General features: G+C 42.7%; 12 protein-coding genes. 8 read left to right on the top strand and 4 right to left on the bottom strand.

Annotated elements, in window-relative coordinates; genetic code table 11:
• Positions 1-4 precede the first annotated feature (4 nt).
• The 4 genes from NSQ49_RS10315 to NSQ49_RS10300 are packed head-to-tail and all read left to right on the top strand — an operon-like array spanning position 5 to position 3,316.
• The gene (locus NSQ49_RS10315; RefSeq protein ID WP_159868930.1) at positions 5-1,240 is read left to right on the top strand and encodes an AMP-binding protein; all 1,236 of its coding nucleotides are present in this window, start codon (positions 5-7) and stop codon (positions 1,238-1,240) included.
• On the top strand, positions 1,237-1,512 hold the full coding sequence (gene asbD / locus NSQ49_RS10310; RefSeq protein WP_159868927.1) for a petrobactin biosynthesis protein AsbD: 276 nt from the start codon (positions 1,237-1,239) through the stop codon (positions 1,510-1,512). Before NSQ49_RS10315 ends, asbD begins: the two co-directional genes overlap by 4 nt.
• Positions 1,509-2,492, top strand: a complete 984-nt coding sequence (locus tag NSQ49_RS10305; RefSeq protein ID WP_159868924.1) for a DUF6005 family protein — start codon at positions 1,509-1,511, stop codon at positions 2,490-2,492. The genes asbD and NSQ49_RS10305 overlap by 4 nt, the downstream gene beginning before the upstream one ends.
• On the top strand, positions 2,489-3,316 hold the full coding sequence (locus NSQ49_RS10300) for a sugar phosphate isomerase/epimerase family protein (protein WP_159868921.1): 828 nt from the start codon (positions 2,489-2,491) through the stop codon (positions 3,314-3,316). The genes NSQ49_RS10305 and NSQ49_RS10300 overlap by 4 nt, the downstream gene beginning before the upstream one ends.
• A gap of 122 nt (positions 3,317-3,438) precedes the next feature.
• Here the strand turns inward: NSQ49_RS10300 and NSQ49_RS10295 are convergent, their stop codons facing one another.
• Together NSQ49_RS10295 and NSQ49_RS10290 are read right to left on the bottom strand one after the other, a co-directional pair.
• The gene (locus tag NSQ49_RS10295) at positions 3,439-3,663 is read right to left on the bottom strand and encodes a hypothetical protein (protein WP_159868918.1); all 225 of its coding nucleotides are present in this window, start codon (positions 3,661-3,663) and stop codon (positions 3,439-3,441) included.
• Between the two features lie 168 nt (positions 3,664-3,831).
• Positions 3,832-5,565: an ABC transporter ATP-binding protein gene (locus tag NSQ49_RS10290; RefSeq protein WP_159868915.1), complete on the bottom strand. Its 1,734-nt coding sequence runs from the start codon at positions 5,563-5,565 to the stop codon at positions 3,832-3,834.
• A gap of 125 nt (positions 5,566-5,690) precedes the next feature.
• Between NSQ49_RS10290 and NSQ49_RS10285 the strand changes: the two genes are divergently transcribed.
• From NSQ49_RS10285 to NSQ49_RS10270, 4 genes are all read left to right on the top strand, one after another.
• Positions 5,691-6,308 (top strand): DUF3298 and DUF4163 domain-containing protein, encoded by a 618-nt coding sequence (locus NSQ49_RS10285; RefSeq protein ID WP_159868912.1) that lies wholly within the window; start codon positions 5,691-5,693, stop codon positions 6,306-6,308.
• Positions 6,309-6,437: 129 nt separating this feature from the next.
• A complete protein-coding gene (locus NSQ49_RS10280) occupies positions 6,438-7,067 on the top strand; it encodes a MurR/RpiR family transcriptional regulator (RefSeq protein WP_236566300.1) in 630 nt (209 codons plus the stop codon).
• 221 nt (positions 7,068-7,288) lie between these two features.
• A complete protein-coding gene (locus NSQ49_RS10275) occupies positions 7,289-8,860 on the top strand; it encodes a PTS transporter subunit EIIC (RefSeq protein WP_159868909.1) in 1,572 nt (523 codons plus the stop codon).
• Positions 8,847-10,205 (top strand): 6-phospho-alpha-glucosidase, encoded by a 1,359-nt coding sequence (locus NSQ49_RS10270; protein ID WP_159868906.1) that lies wholly within the window; start codon positions 8,847-8,849, stop codon positions 10,203-10,205. Before NSQ49_RS10275 ends, NSQ49_RS10270 begins: the two co-directional genes overlap by 14 nt.
• Positions 10,206-10,304: 99 nt before the next feature.
• Here the strand turns inward: NSQ49_RS10270 and ahpF are convergent, their stop codons facing one another.
• Positions 10,305-11,834 (bottom strand): alkyl hydroperoxide reductase subunit F, encoded by a 1,530-nt coding sequence (gene ahpF / locus NSQ49_RS10265; protein WP_159868903.1) that lies wholly within the window; start codon positions 11,832-11,834, stop codon positions 10,305-10,307.
• Between the two features lie 14 nt (positions 11,835-11,848).
• Positions 11,849-12,412, bottom strand: coding sequence for an alkyl hydroperoxide reductase subunit C (gene ahpC / locus NSQ49_RS10260; RefSeq protein WP_159868900.1), 564 nt, complete (start codon positions 12,410-12,412; stop codon positions 11,849-11,851).
• Positions 12,413-12,687: the final 275 nt, after the last annotated feature.

Here is a 12,687-nt window from a genome sequence, read left to right as displayed (position 1 = left end):
TGAGATGTTTTTTGTAAATGATCAGTACTATACACTGGATGATCTTGAAAGACAATATACGATATTTGAAAATATACCTCATATAAAAGATTGCCGGAATAGGAGATTGGCAGTCTGTATGCAGGATGCTTTTCAATGGCTTGCACTCTGTTTATTTGTACGCAGTAAAGGAGGATCTATTGTCCCCCTTCATCCCTCTGTCCCGAAAGAAGGTGCAATCAGAATGGCAAAAAAAGCGGGGAGCCATTTCCTGCTTTATGAAAATATTCACCTGCCGATCCTCTTGTCAAAGGAAATAAATGAGAAGGAGGGCGTTCTGGTGCAAATGAGTTCGGGTACGACTGGGGATCCGAAATGCATTGAACGCACATGGGAATCGATTGAGAACGAGCTTGACAGTTATGTCTCGGTTTTGCCGGCTGATAATCAGACTGCTTCAGTCGTTGCCTGTCCGACGACACATTCCTACGGTTTAATCTGCGGTGTATTCGCGTGCATTAGGCGTGGGGCAAAACCGGTCATTCTGACAAATATGAACCCTAAGTATGTGCTGAAAAAGCTGAAGGAGCATCCCAAGCATATTCTTTACGGGGCTCCTGCACTGCTGCATACCTTAACAAGTTTAATCAGGGATGGACAGCGGCTGGATGCTGTCATGACATCAGGTACACTCATGCCAGCCGGCTGGCTGGAAGCCTTAAAAAAGGTTTCAAAACGAGTGCTTCAGCAATATGGCTGTTCTGAAGCAGGGTGTGTGGCCATTCATCCGGATGTAAGTGACTCACGTGAAATGGGCTATCCGCTGCCGCATGTCAAAGTGGAGGCTGGAAGTATCCAAAACCCTGGTGAAATCCTTATTCATGATTCGGAGAAAACAATTTATACAAAAGATCTTGGCTATATAGAAAATGGAATTCTTTCTTTTATGGCTAGAATCGATGACACCATTAATGTAGCAGGCTTGAATGTTTATCCGCAGGAAGTAGAAGACGTTTTGATGGGAGAATCCAGAATTATAGAGGCAGTTGTTTATAAAAAGGTTCATCCGCTTTCAGGGGAAAGAGTCTGTGCACAGTATGTCTGCTCTGAACCGATTGAGGAACAGGAGCTGAGGGAATGGTGCAGGAAGTATCTCGCCCCATACCAGGTTCCACTGGAATTTAATAGAGTGGAGGAAATTGAAAAGCTGCCAAACGGCAAGGTCAGCCGGAAAAGGCTGGGGGAAGGAGTTCTGGCATGACAAGACAAGAGATCTTACAAGTAATCCATGACATTTTGCAGCATCAATTAGAATTACCTTCTATTCAAGCTTTCCATGAAGATGCGCGCTTAAATGAAGACCTGTATATGGACTCTATTATGATTTTGCAGCTGATTCTCCATTTGGAAGTTGATATGGGCTTTAAAATTCCAGATGAAATGCTTGTGCCAAAAGACTTCCGGACGGTAGGAAGCCTGGCTGATTTTCTGGAGCGCCAGCAGGAGCCAGCTGCAGCGGAGGGATCAGTATGATTAAAGTGCATTGTTTTGTAAGCTGTGTATGCGAAGCTGTCAAAAAGACAAAAGGCGCTGACCATCGTCCTTATTATTTCGGAGTATGGGATGCCGATTTCGATGTGCTGGAGAATGGTGTGTTAACGTATCATTCCAAGCGGATCAACCATGATTTTTTTCATCAGTGGTATGAAATGCTTTATGGCATTAAGCTGAATAAATGGTACGACGAAAAACAAAGCAAACAGGAAAATATAAAGGAAATGCTGAGATTGATGGATAACAAGAAATCTCATCAATATGTAATGGTGATGCTCGATTTGTCAAAGCTTCCTGAGCGGGAAAATAAATTTCATCAAAGTCCTTTTCCCCATTACGTAATGCTGGAAAGGACGGAAAACGAAGAGGAATGGTTTATGTATGATCCGGACTTTCGCTGGGAAGGAGTGCTTCCAAAAGACCGGATTCTGGCTGCCATTGAGGATCCTTCAGCTGAAGGTGGTTATTTCTTTGATGCATCGTCCATTACCCCGCCAACTGCCGAAACTGTTGAAGCATATTTTAACACATGCATTAAGCATGACTGCAATCCAATGACAGATGCAGTTGCAAAGATTATTGAGCTTCATGCTGCTGGAGATGAAAAGTTTCCGCTGTCAGGGCTGACACTTGCCTTACGGGAATTGCCTGTTCTCGCCATTCGGAAGTACGCTTATGAACATGCTTTTGCGTTTTTCTGGGAATTGCTTGGCTTTGATGATGAAGACTTTGAAGCCTGGTGTGATGAAATTGAAAAACTTGTAAAAGGCTATACAGCCATCCAATACCGGGCAATGAAGCTCGGTATGACAGGCAATAGGCTGTTAGTGGATGAAATTACGGCAAAGCTGGAAGAACAGAATATTCTGGAATTTAAAATAAAAAGAGGGCTGCAGGAATGCTTTGAGGCTTGGGCTGAATTGCAGGAATCTCAAAAAATGAAGGAGGTCATCCAATGAAACTTTCTCTGTGCACCATCTCATTCCGGCATCATCTTCAATCTATCGACCAAATTGCGCACTGGGCCCAGAATAATGGGTTCCAGGGAATTGAACTATGGGGCGTCCATGCCAAAAATCTGGCGGAAGATATCCATTATGGAAGTGAGTGGCTGAGCTCATACGAACTTAAGACAAGTATGCTAAGCGACTATCTGCCCCTGGATGCACCGCTTCCCGCCTTAATAGCTGAAATGAACGCTCTATGTTCACTTGCACATCGCTGGGGAACGGACAAAATACGGACATTTGCCGGTAACAAGGGCAGTGCAGATATCAGCAGATTAGAGAGGATTGAGCTTGTTTCTCGCATGAAGATGCTTTGTAAAATGGCTGAAGCAGAGGGAATGCAGCTTTTGGTCGAGACTCATCCAAATACTCTGACTGATAATCCATCTTCTGCCCTTCAGCTTCTTGAGGAAACGGACCATCCGGCACTCAGGGTTAATTTTGATGTCCTGCACATATGGGAATCAGGGGTGGACCCTCTATTTGCTCTTAAACAGCTCCAGCCATATGTTTCGCACTTTCATCTCAAAAATATTGAATCACGCTGCAAGCTTGGTGTCTTTGCCCCTAATAATGTGTATGCAGCAGCAGGCAGCAGGGAAGGCATGGTTTCACTATTTGAAGGAGCGGTGGACTATCGTTTGTTTTTAAGAGAGGCTGCTGAAATGGTGGAAATGGATGCTTCACTGGAATGGTTTGGGCCAAATGTGAAAAGCATTCTGGCAAAAGACAGCAGGGAGATTAAGAAGCTTCTTCAGGTTGAAGAAGCAAGGTAAATGGACGATTTGAGACAGAAAAAAGTTCAATCAAACGTTTGATTGAAAGGGAATGGACGCAGTACTGGTGCGGGTAAAGAGTACAGGCTGCGTTTATTTATGATATGGATGAATGTGCGGGATTATTGATTACTGATTGCCTGTTCAATTGCAACTGCCGCACAATCAATGGAAGGATACGTTTTTTTCATTGAAGTTCCCGTATAAGTAATCTCAAAAGAATGAGACTCCTTTATATAACGGACAACTAGAATCTCTGATTGCTCTTTTGTAAACGTTTGAGTGATTTGGCAATCGCTATAGTATTTTAAAGTTTCAAGCATATTTTTCGTATGATCTAATGGCATAGTTCACAACCTCCTTTTTTAGCAGGTGTAACCTTAATACCATTATAAGGAATTTAACTTCCAATTTGTATGGATAATTTGTCACATTTTATCATAAAATTTTTAGTTTTAGAGAGAACTGAAAATAAGATACAGCAAAAAGGCCAGTCTGTGATAGACTGGCCTTTTTTATGCAAGCTGCTGCTCGGCAAACTCCCTGTATAGCTCATGGGTTCGGGTTAATTCATTATGCGTGCCAATGCCTGTCACCCGGCCTTTTTCAATAAAGACAATTTGATCCGCATCGACAATTGTAGAAAGACGGTGGGCGATGACAAAAGTTGTCCGCCCTTCCATTAGACGGCTAAGCGCCTGCTGAACGATGCCTTCCGATTGACTGTCCAGGCTTGCGGTAGCTTCGTCCATCATCAATATTTTAGGATCGCGCAGGAATGCGCGCGCAATGGCAATCCTCTGCCTTTGTCCTCCGGAAAGCTTCACGCCCCGCTCACCAACTTCTGTGTCAAGCCCCTTCGGAAAATCAGCAATGAATTGATCGGCATATGCCATTTTTGCCACTTCCCATAATTTCTCATCCGGAATGTTTTCAGGACTCTCCAGTCCATAGCATAAATTCTCACGGACCGTACCTGCCATCATGGCGCTTTCCTGTGAAACATAGCCGATTTGACTGCGCCAGGATTTAAGAGATATTTGCTGGATGGGTGTGTGGCCAATTTTAATTTCACCTGCAGTTGGCTCGTAAAAACGTTCAAGCAATCCAAATAAAGTGGTTTTTCCGCTGCCGCTTGGGCCTGCCAATGCAATCATCTGGCCCGGCTGGGCTTCAAGTGAGATATTTTCCAGGACAATCTCTTCTGCGCTATAGGAGAAAGAAACGTTTTCGATGGTAATCGGTTTGCTGCTGATATCCATCTCGATGCCGTCCTGCCCATCTTCCAATGGCTCTTCTAAAATTTCTATAATCCTTTCCGTTGCGCCTTTGGCTTTTTGCAGCTGTGTAAAAAACATTGCAAATGAAGTGATCGGCATAATAATTTGGAACAAATACAGCAAAAAGGCTACAAGAGAACCCGTTGACATCGTTCCGCTGGCCACACGCATGCCGCCATAGGCGATGATCATGACGATGACCACCATCATGATCAGGTACATTGTCGGGCCAATCATGGCAAAAATACGGGCTTCCCTCAAACCGTAGCCAAGCAGTTTGCCGATGCCATCCAATCCTTTTTCTTCTTCATTTTGCTCTGCAGTAGAGGACTTCATTAGGCGAATCTCACCAAGTGTTTGGGTGATGTTGCCGGTAAAGATGGCCGTTTCATCTTGAAGGCCCCGGGATATTTTTGCCATCTTTCGGCCGAGTGGAATCATAATGGCCAGTGTTATAGGAACTGAAGTGAGCATCAGCAATGTCATTTTCCAGTCCATCACAAGAAGGATAATAATTGCACCGATAATACTGATAATACCGGTAATAAATTGTGGAAAGTGATTGGTAATCAGCTCTCTGACAATGCTGGTATCATTAACTACGCGGCTGACTGTCTGTCCGCTGGATTGCTGATCGAAATATCGGACCGGCAGCCTTATGAGCTTTTTCCACATCCGGTCACGAAGACGTGCCACTACTTTTTGGCCGACATAGCTCAGCAGGTAGATGGAGATCCCGCTTATTATGGCCTGGACGATAAAGGCTGCCCCGATTCCAATGATGAGCGGAACGCTTAAAGATTCAACTGAAAAGCCATCCACCAGGTTTTTGGTCAGCAGCGGAACCACGAGTCCGGTCAGGGTGGTTAAGATGCTTGCTGTTAAACCAATGATGAGAGCAAGCTTTGGTATTTTTGTTGATAGAATGAGTGAAATGAATGGTTTTATACTGGTTTGCTTTTGATTCATTATGTGTGCTCCTGTCTCTTATATATCTTCATAATTATATAACATTGAAACTTCCATTTCCTGTTATGCACCTTAACGCCTATCCGATGAATAGGATGTGTTAAAAAACAAAAAGGATGATGGCCGTGGCAATCAACTTTCCTGTAGGCATCAAAACGATGACAATCAGCACGGGGCCCACCAAAGTCGTTTATTATCCCCGAGTATCTGGTATGCAAAATAAGCAGCTGCAGCAATTGATAAACAGTACTATTATTAGACAAAACCAGCAGCTCATTAACGAACAGACAGGCAATATGGATACCACCGTTGTGGATTTGTATGGATATTATGAGATTAAAAATAATCAGCGGGATGTGCTGAGCTTGTCTTTGAACAACTATGTGTATCATTATCATGCTGCCCATGGAATGACAGTTATAAAATCGCTGACGTTTGATCTTCAGAAGGGGAAGCAGGTAGCCCTTAAGGATTTATTTAAGCCGGGAAGCGACTATGTAAAAAGAATATCAGACCTGATTAAGGTGCAAATCAGAGAGCGTGACATTCCGCTTTTAGTAGACTTTCAAGCCATTAAGCCGGATCAGGACTTTTATATAGCAGACAAAGCGCTGATCATCTATTTCCAACTCTATGAAATCGCGCCATACGCCTATGGATTCCCGATGTTTCCGATTTCGGTATATGAACTGCAGGATATTATAGATGAAAATGGTCCGCTGGGAAGGATGGCAGCAAATTAAAGATCGAGAGGGGATCTGCGTTAATGCGGTATCCCTTTTTCACTGTAAAACAGTAAAACTTCCAGCTGTCTCATTTATAATAGAAATGGTTTAAATAAAACCCGTTCATAATAAGAAAGAGGTGAACCAATGGATAATGCAGACAAGATTTTCTTAGATTATACAATTGATAAAGACTTGAACGAGTCAGAGAAAGAGATTCTCTCTTTTTTGATTGAAAGCAGAATAGATGACCAGCAATTAAGTATCCGGAAAGCTGCGGATGAGCTGTTTACTTCTACTACATCTATCATCCGTTTGTGTAAAAAGCTGGGGTTTAGCGGATACAGTGAGTTTATTTATAATCTTGGCCTTAAAGTGAAGAAGGTGCACAATTCAGAGGCTGGATCAGTAGAAGAGATTCATCTTCCAATGGAAGCAGGTATTGGTGAATTTATTAAAAATATCAGGACTACTTTTGATTACATAGATGAGGAGAGTATCCAAGAATTTTTACATGAAATTAAAAAGCATAAGATGATTTATTTTTATGGAGCAGGCTTCTCTACGCTGTTCTCTAATTATCTTGCTAAAAAGTTGGAGCTTTTTGGGTATTACGTGTCGAATACATCGACTAGTGACAGCCGGGCGATTTTCTTTAATAACATCCAGAAGTATCGGCTGATGATTGTCTTTTCTCGTTCAGGGGAGACAAGCAAGGTGATCGAAAAAGTCCAGATTGCAAAAGAATTTAAAGACCGTGCTGTTTACAGGAAATGATAAAAGTACCACGGCGAAATTGGCTGATATTGTATTTACTATTCTTGATCCGACCATCGAATCCCAGCGTGAATTTGAGATTACCTCATTCGAGTCAAATATGTTTATGCTCATTGATATTATCCTGATTTTAGCTATTAAAAAAGGAATTATCCAAGAATATTAGCCTATGTAACATGTTACTTTATTTGGTGAAATGGTACAGAATCAGGAAGACAACAATGAAACAAGTGGTGAATGGTCTCCAGCTATTTGGAAAATCCTTGTTTGCCCCGATCTTAATATTACCGATCATTGGTCTTTTCATTGCTTTTGGAAATGTATTTGGCAACGGGAACCTGGCCCAGTACGTTCCGCTTCTTGAAAGTCCAATGATACAAAACGTCGGAAAGTTTATCTCTTCTTCCGCCGTATCCATCCTTCAGAATCTCGCCTTGATCTTTGCGGTCGGCATCCCGATCGGCTTGGCAAAGAAGGATAAAGGCTACGCAGCTTTAACAGGATTAGTAACCTTTGTCATTTTTATTAATGCGATGCATCAGGTTCTGAATCTATCGGAGCGTTTAGTTCCAGCAGAAGAAATGCAGATTTCCGGACAGGCAATGGTATTAAATGTTCAAGTTCTGGAAATGGGTGTTTTTGCCGGAATATTAATCGGAGCTTTAGTTGGTGTTCTTCATAATAAATATTGCGATACAGAATTTAAAGGCGTCTTTTCCATCTATTCAGGTCATCGCTTTGTAGCCATTTTGGCTATCCCATGTGCCATGATTTTAGGAGCGTTTGCAGCAGAGTTCTGGCCGATTGTCCAGAATGGGATCACGGCACTGGCTAATGGTATTCGAAGCTTAGGAGACTTTGGTTTCCTTATCTATGGTTTCCTGGAAAGAATCCTGATTCCGACAGGACTTCATCACCTCGTGTACACACCTTTCCTATATACAGAATTAGGCGGAACGGCAACAGTAGCAGGCGAAGTTGTCTATGGAGCAAGAAATATTTATTTTGCGGAAATGGCTGACCCAAGTGTGGCTGTATTAAGCAGCACAGTGAACTGGGATGCACGCGGTCTGGCAAAGATGTTCGGTTTAATTGGTGCAGCCTTGGCCATGTATGTTACAGCTGATAAAAATAAAAAAGCAATGGCAAAAGCGATTCTGCTGCCAGCAGCCGTCACTTCATTTCTGCTTGGGGTAACGGAGCCGATTGAATTTGCGTTCTTATTTACTGCTCCAATCCTGTTCTTTATCCACGCAGTTCTGGCCGGTACAGGAATGATGCTCTTAAACATCTTTGGTGTTCATGCCATCGGTGCAAATGGTGTCATTGACTTCCTTCTTTATAACCTGCCGCTTGGCACAGAGAAATCTAATTGGCCGATGTTCATTGTCGTAGGATTGATCATGTTTGCAGTCTATTTCCTTATCTTTAGATTCCTGATTCTGAAACTGAACCTAAAGACACCTGGCCGTGAAGAAGAAACAGAGGCAGCTGTTCAGCCGGCTGGAATTCAGGCAAAAGGAAATAACGCAGAAGGTTCTCCTCTTGGAGAGACAATTGTAACGGCACTTGGCGGAAGCAGAATTATCGAAAATGTTGATAACTGTTATACAAGATTAAGACTTGTACTAAAGGACCCTAATGCAGTGGATGAAAACCTATTAAAAGAAACCGGTTCAAAAGGGGTCATTAAGTCAGGCAACAACGTACAGGTTGTATATGGACTAAACGTAAAATCTGTTCGGGATCAAGTCGATCAAAAACTGGGAGGACTTAACTATGAAAACGTATAAACTATCAATTGCTGGCGGCGGAAGCACATATACACCAGGTATTGTGAGAAGCTTAATGGATAGACTAGAAGATTTACCTTTATCTGAAATCAGATTTTATGATATTGACGGAGAGCGCCAATCGAAAGTAGTAGTGGCAGCCAAAGCGGTTATTGCAGAGTATACAGATTCTATTAAAATAACTGAGACAACTGATCCTGAAACAGCATTTGAAGATGCAGATTTTGTATTTGCACAAATGCGTGTCGGCAAATATGCAATGAGGGAATTGGATGAAAAGATTCCTCTTTCACACAACGTGGTCGGCCAGGAAACATGCGGACCAGGCGGACTGGCATATGGTTTAAGAACCATTTTCCCAATGGTTGAGCTGATTAATTATGTAGAAAAATATGCGAAGGAATCATGCTGGATTGTCAATTATTCAAATCCTGCCTCCATTGTAGCGGAAGGGGTTCGCAAACTCCGCCCTAATGCCAAGGTTATCAACATCTGCGACATGCCGGTGGCAACAATGCGCAACATGGCCGGGATCCTGGGAGTTGAGAGAGAAGATCTTGTAGTAGATTACTTTGGACTTAATCACTTCGGCTGGTTTACTAAAGTAGAAGTGGATGGAGTTGACCGCCTTCCTGAGCTTCGTGAGCATATCAGCAAATGGGGTCTGCTGACAGAGGACATTTCTAAAATCGATTATCGTCATGCTGATTCATCCTGGATTAAGACTTTTAAGAACATCAAGCCGATTATGGATTACTTCCCGGATTACATTCCGAACCCTTATCTGCAGTATTACCTGCTGCCGGATTATATTGTGGAGAACTCAAACAAAGAGTATACCCGCGCAAATGAGGTAATGGCCGGCAGAGAAAAATCATTATTTGAGACGGTCAGCAAATTTGAGGAGACGGGCATCCTGGATGATGCGTTCCATGTTGGTGTACACGGAATCTTTATTGTCGATGTCACTGTTTCCATCGCACAGAATCTGGCAAAACGCTATCTTGTAATGGTAGAAAACAATGGAACTATCCCTAACCTGCCGGCAGATGCCATGATTGAAGTGCCTGCCCTGATCACTAATAAAGGACCTGTTCCTGAGTATGTCGGAGAAATACCGTACTTCCACAAAGCCATGATCGATCAGCAATTGGCATCAGAGAAAATTCTTGTGGAAGCCATAACAGAAGGGTCTTATGAAAAAGCATTGCAGGCATTCACACTTAACAAGACTATTCCATCTGCCATTGTGGCGAAAAAGATACTGGATGATCTTATCGAAGCCAACATGGAGTATTGGCCAACGCTTGAGAAGAAGTATAAAGAAGGTATATTGGCACACTGATAAAAAGGGTGAAGCACAGGCAATGTCTGTGCTTCTTTTTTTGATAGAAAAAAACCGCTCCTGCCAAAAAGGCAGAAAGCGGTTTTGTAAAGTTAAAAATTAATTTCGGATCAGATAGTCAAACGCACCAAGCGCTGCTGTAGCGCCGGATCCCATAGAAATAATGATCTGCTTATAGGCGCTGTCAGTACAGTCTCCTGCTGCAAATACTCCAGGGATGTTTGTGGCACCGTGCTTATCTACAACGATTTCGCCGAAGCGGGTACGCTCGATTTGGTCGCCTAACCAATCTGTGTTAGGAACAAGACCGATTTGGACGAATACACCTTGCAGTTCCACATGGTGTATTTTTTCTGTTTCACGATCCATGTATGAAATACCGTTTACTTTGTCCGTTCCGGTAATTTCAGTTGTCTGAGCATTTGTGACAACCGTTACGTTTGGAAGGCTGTTCAGACGTTCCTGCAGAACGGCATCTGCTTTCAACTCAGGGTTGAATTCGATAACCGTTACATGGTTAACAATCCCTGCAAGGTCAATCGCTGCTTCAACACCAGAGTTGCCTCCGCCGATAACAGCTACATCTTTGCCTTCAAATAATGGTCCGTCACAGTGAGGGCAGTAAGCTACCCCTTTGTTTTTGAACTCTGCTTCGCCTGGCACATTAACGTTTCTCCAGCGTGCACCAGTTGAAAGGATGACTGATTTACTTTTCAGTACAGCACCGTTTTCAAGTTCGATTTCAACAAGATCCTTCTTTTCAAGCCGCTTTGCACGCTGAAGGTTCATGACATCAATGCCATAATCTTTCACGTGCTCTTCAAGGCTTGCAACAAGCTTAGGGCCTTCTGTGTGCTTCACACTGATGAAGTTTTCAATGCCTAAAGTATCCATTACCTGGCCGCCAAAGCGTTCAGCAACGATACCGGTGCGAATGCCTTTGCGCGCTGCGTAGATGGCAGCACTTGATCCCGCAGGACCGCCGCCAATAACTAGCACATCATAAGGATCCTTGTCTGCAAATTCTGATGCGTCAGGGCCAGTTCCCATTTTCGCAAGAATTTCTTCAAGGGACATACGGCCGCTGCCGAATGATTCGCCATTTAAAAGAACTGTCGGCACTGCCATGATTTCTTTAGCATCTACCTCTTCTTTGTAAGCAGCACCATCGATCATTGTGTGAGAAATATTAGGGTTAAGAACACTCATGACGTTAAGAGCCTGTACTACATCAGGGCAGTTGTGGCAGCTTAAGCTGACATAAGTTTCAAAGCGATATTCGCCCTCAATTTTCTTCACCTGGTCGATGACTTTCTGGTCAACCTTAGGTGCCCTTCCGCTGACTTGAAGCAGAGCAAGCACTAAGGAAGTAAATTCATGCCCAAGAGGAATGCCGGCAAACGTAATGCCAGTATCTTCTCCTGGACGATTTACACTAAAGCTTGGCGTCCTTTGTAATTCAGTGCGCTCAACTTTAATGTGGGAGGACATATTGGCTAGTTCATCCACTAAAGCCAGCATATCGCTGGATACTTTGTCTGATCCAGCGCTGACTTTTAGAAGGATATCGCCCTCCATCATCTGAAGATATTGAGCTAATTGTGCTTTAATATCTGCATCAAGTAACATGATTATCGTACTCCTTAGATTTTACCTACTAGATCAAGGCTTGGCTTAAGTGTTTCAGATCCTTCTTTCCACTTAGCCGGGCAAACTTCACCTGGGTTGTTGCGTACATATTGAGCTGCTTTAAGCTTGCTTACAACCTGGCTTGCGTCACGGCCAATTCCGCCAGCGTTAATTTCAACTGTTTGGATGATGCCATCTGGGTCGATGATGAATGTTCCGCGTTCTGCAAGTCCGTCTTCTTCGTTTAGAACTTCGAAGTTGCGGGAAATTCTTTGGTTAGGGTCACCAATCATTACATATTCAATCTTGTTGATTGTTTCTGAGTTATCATGCCATGCTTTATGGGTAAAGTGAGTATCTGTTGAAACAGAATAAACTTCTGCTCCCATATCTTTTAAAGTTGCATATTCATTTTGAAGGTCTTCTAATTCAGTCGGGCATACGAATGTGAAATCTGCTGGATAGAAGCAAACAACGCTCCACTTTCCTTTGAAGTTTTCTTCAGTAACATCGATGAAATCACCGTTATGGTAAGCTTTTGCTGAGAATGGTAGTACTTCTGAACCGATTAATGCCATGATTAAATTCCTCCTTAAAATGGTTGGGTGATTTGATTATTAATTAAATAGCGAACTATTTAATAATAATTCTAATTCGGTAATAATTATCATATACCATGTTTTTTTTGTCAAGGGGAAAGCTGTGAAATTTGCTCCTTTTCAGTTGGGGAGCGGAAAGAGTATATGACAAAATAAGATGTCAACATTAATTCAGCTTTTTTTATAAGGTTTAACCACTACGGAGTGGCAGTCTTAATTCCGTTAACCTCAGTATAACTCTTTATTTTTTTTAT

Origin of the sequence: Cytobacillus sp. FSL R5-0377 (assembly GCF_038004385.1) — a bacterium.
In the GTDB taxonomy this organism is placed as follows: domain Bacteria; phylum Bacillota; class Bacilli; order Bacillales; family Cytobacillaceae; genus Cytobacillus.
This window is presented reverse-complemented; position numbering and strand designations above follow the sequence as displayed.

What these genes read in the sequence shown, in the direction of transcription:
- NSQ49_RS10315 (WP_159868930.1), top strand. Translation starts at nt 5, where the DNA reads ATGTTTTTTGTAAATGATCAGTACTATACACTGGATGATCTTGAAAGA.
- asbD (WP_159868927.1), top strand. Translation starts at nt 1,237, where the DNA reads ATGACAAGACAAGAGATCTTACAAGTAATCCATGACATTTTGCAGCAT.
- NSQ49_RS10305 (WP_159868924.1), top strand. Translation starts at nt 1,509, where the DNA reads ATGATTAAAGTGCATTGTTTTGTAAGCTGTGTATGCGAAGCTGTCAAA.
- NSQ49_RS10300 (WP_159868921.1), top strand. Translation starts at nt 2,489, where the DNA reads ATGAAACTTTCTCTGTGCACCATCTCATTCCGGCATCATCTTCAATCT.
- NSQ49_RS10295 (WP_159868918.1), bottom strand. Translation starts at nt 3,663, where the DNA reads ATGCCATTAGATCATACGAAAAATATGCTTGAAACTTTAAAATACTAT.
- NSQ49_RS10290 (WP_159868915.1), bottom strand. Translation starts at nt 5,565, where the DNA reads ATGAATCAAAAGCAAACCAGTATAAAACCATTCATTTCACTCATTCTA.
- NSQ49_RS10280 (WP_236566300.1), top strand. Translation starts at nt 6,438, where the DNA reads ATGGATAATGCAGACAAGATTTTCTTAGATTATACAATTGATAAAGAC.
- NSQ49_RS10275 (WP_159868909.1), top strand. Translation starts at nt 7,289, where the DNA reads ATGAAACAAGTGGTGAATGGTCTCCAGCTATTTGGAAAATCCTTGTTT.
- NSQ49_RS10270 (WP_159868906.1), top strand. Translation starts at nt 8,847, where the DNA reads ATGAAAACGTATAAACTATCAATTGCTGGCGGCGGAAGCACATATACA.
- ahpF (WP_159868903.1), bottom strand. Translation starts at nt 11,834, where the DNA reads ATGTTACTTGATGCAGATATTAAAGCACAATTAGCTCAATATCTTCAG.
- ahpC (WP_159868900.1), bottom strand. Translation starts at nt 12,412, where the DNA reads ATGGCATTAATCGGTTCAGAAGTACTACCATTCTCAGCAAAAGCTTAC.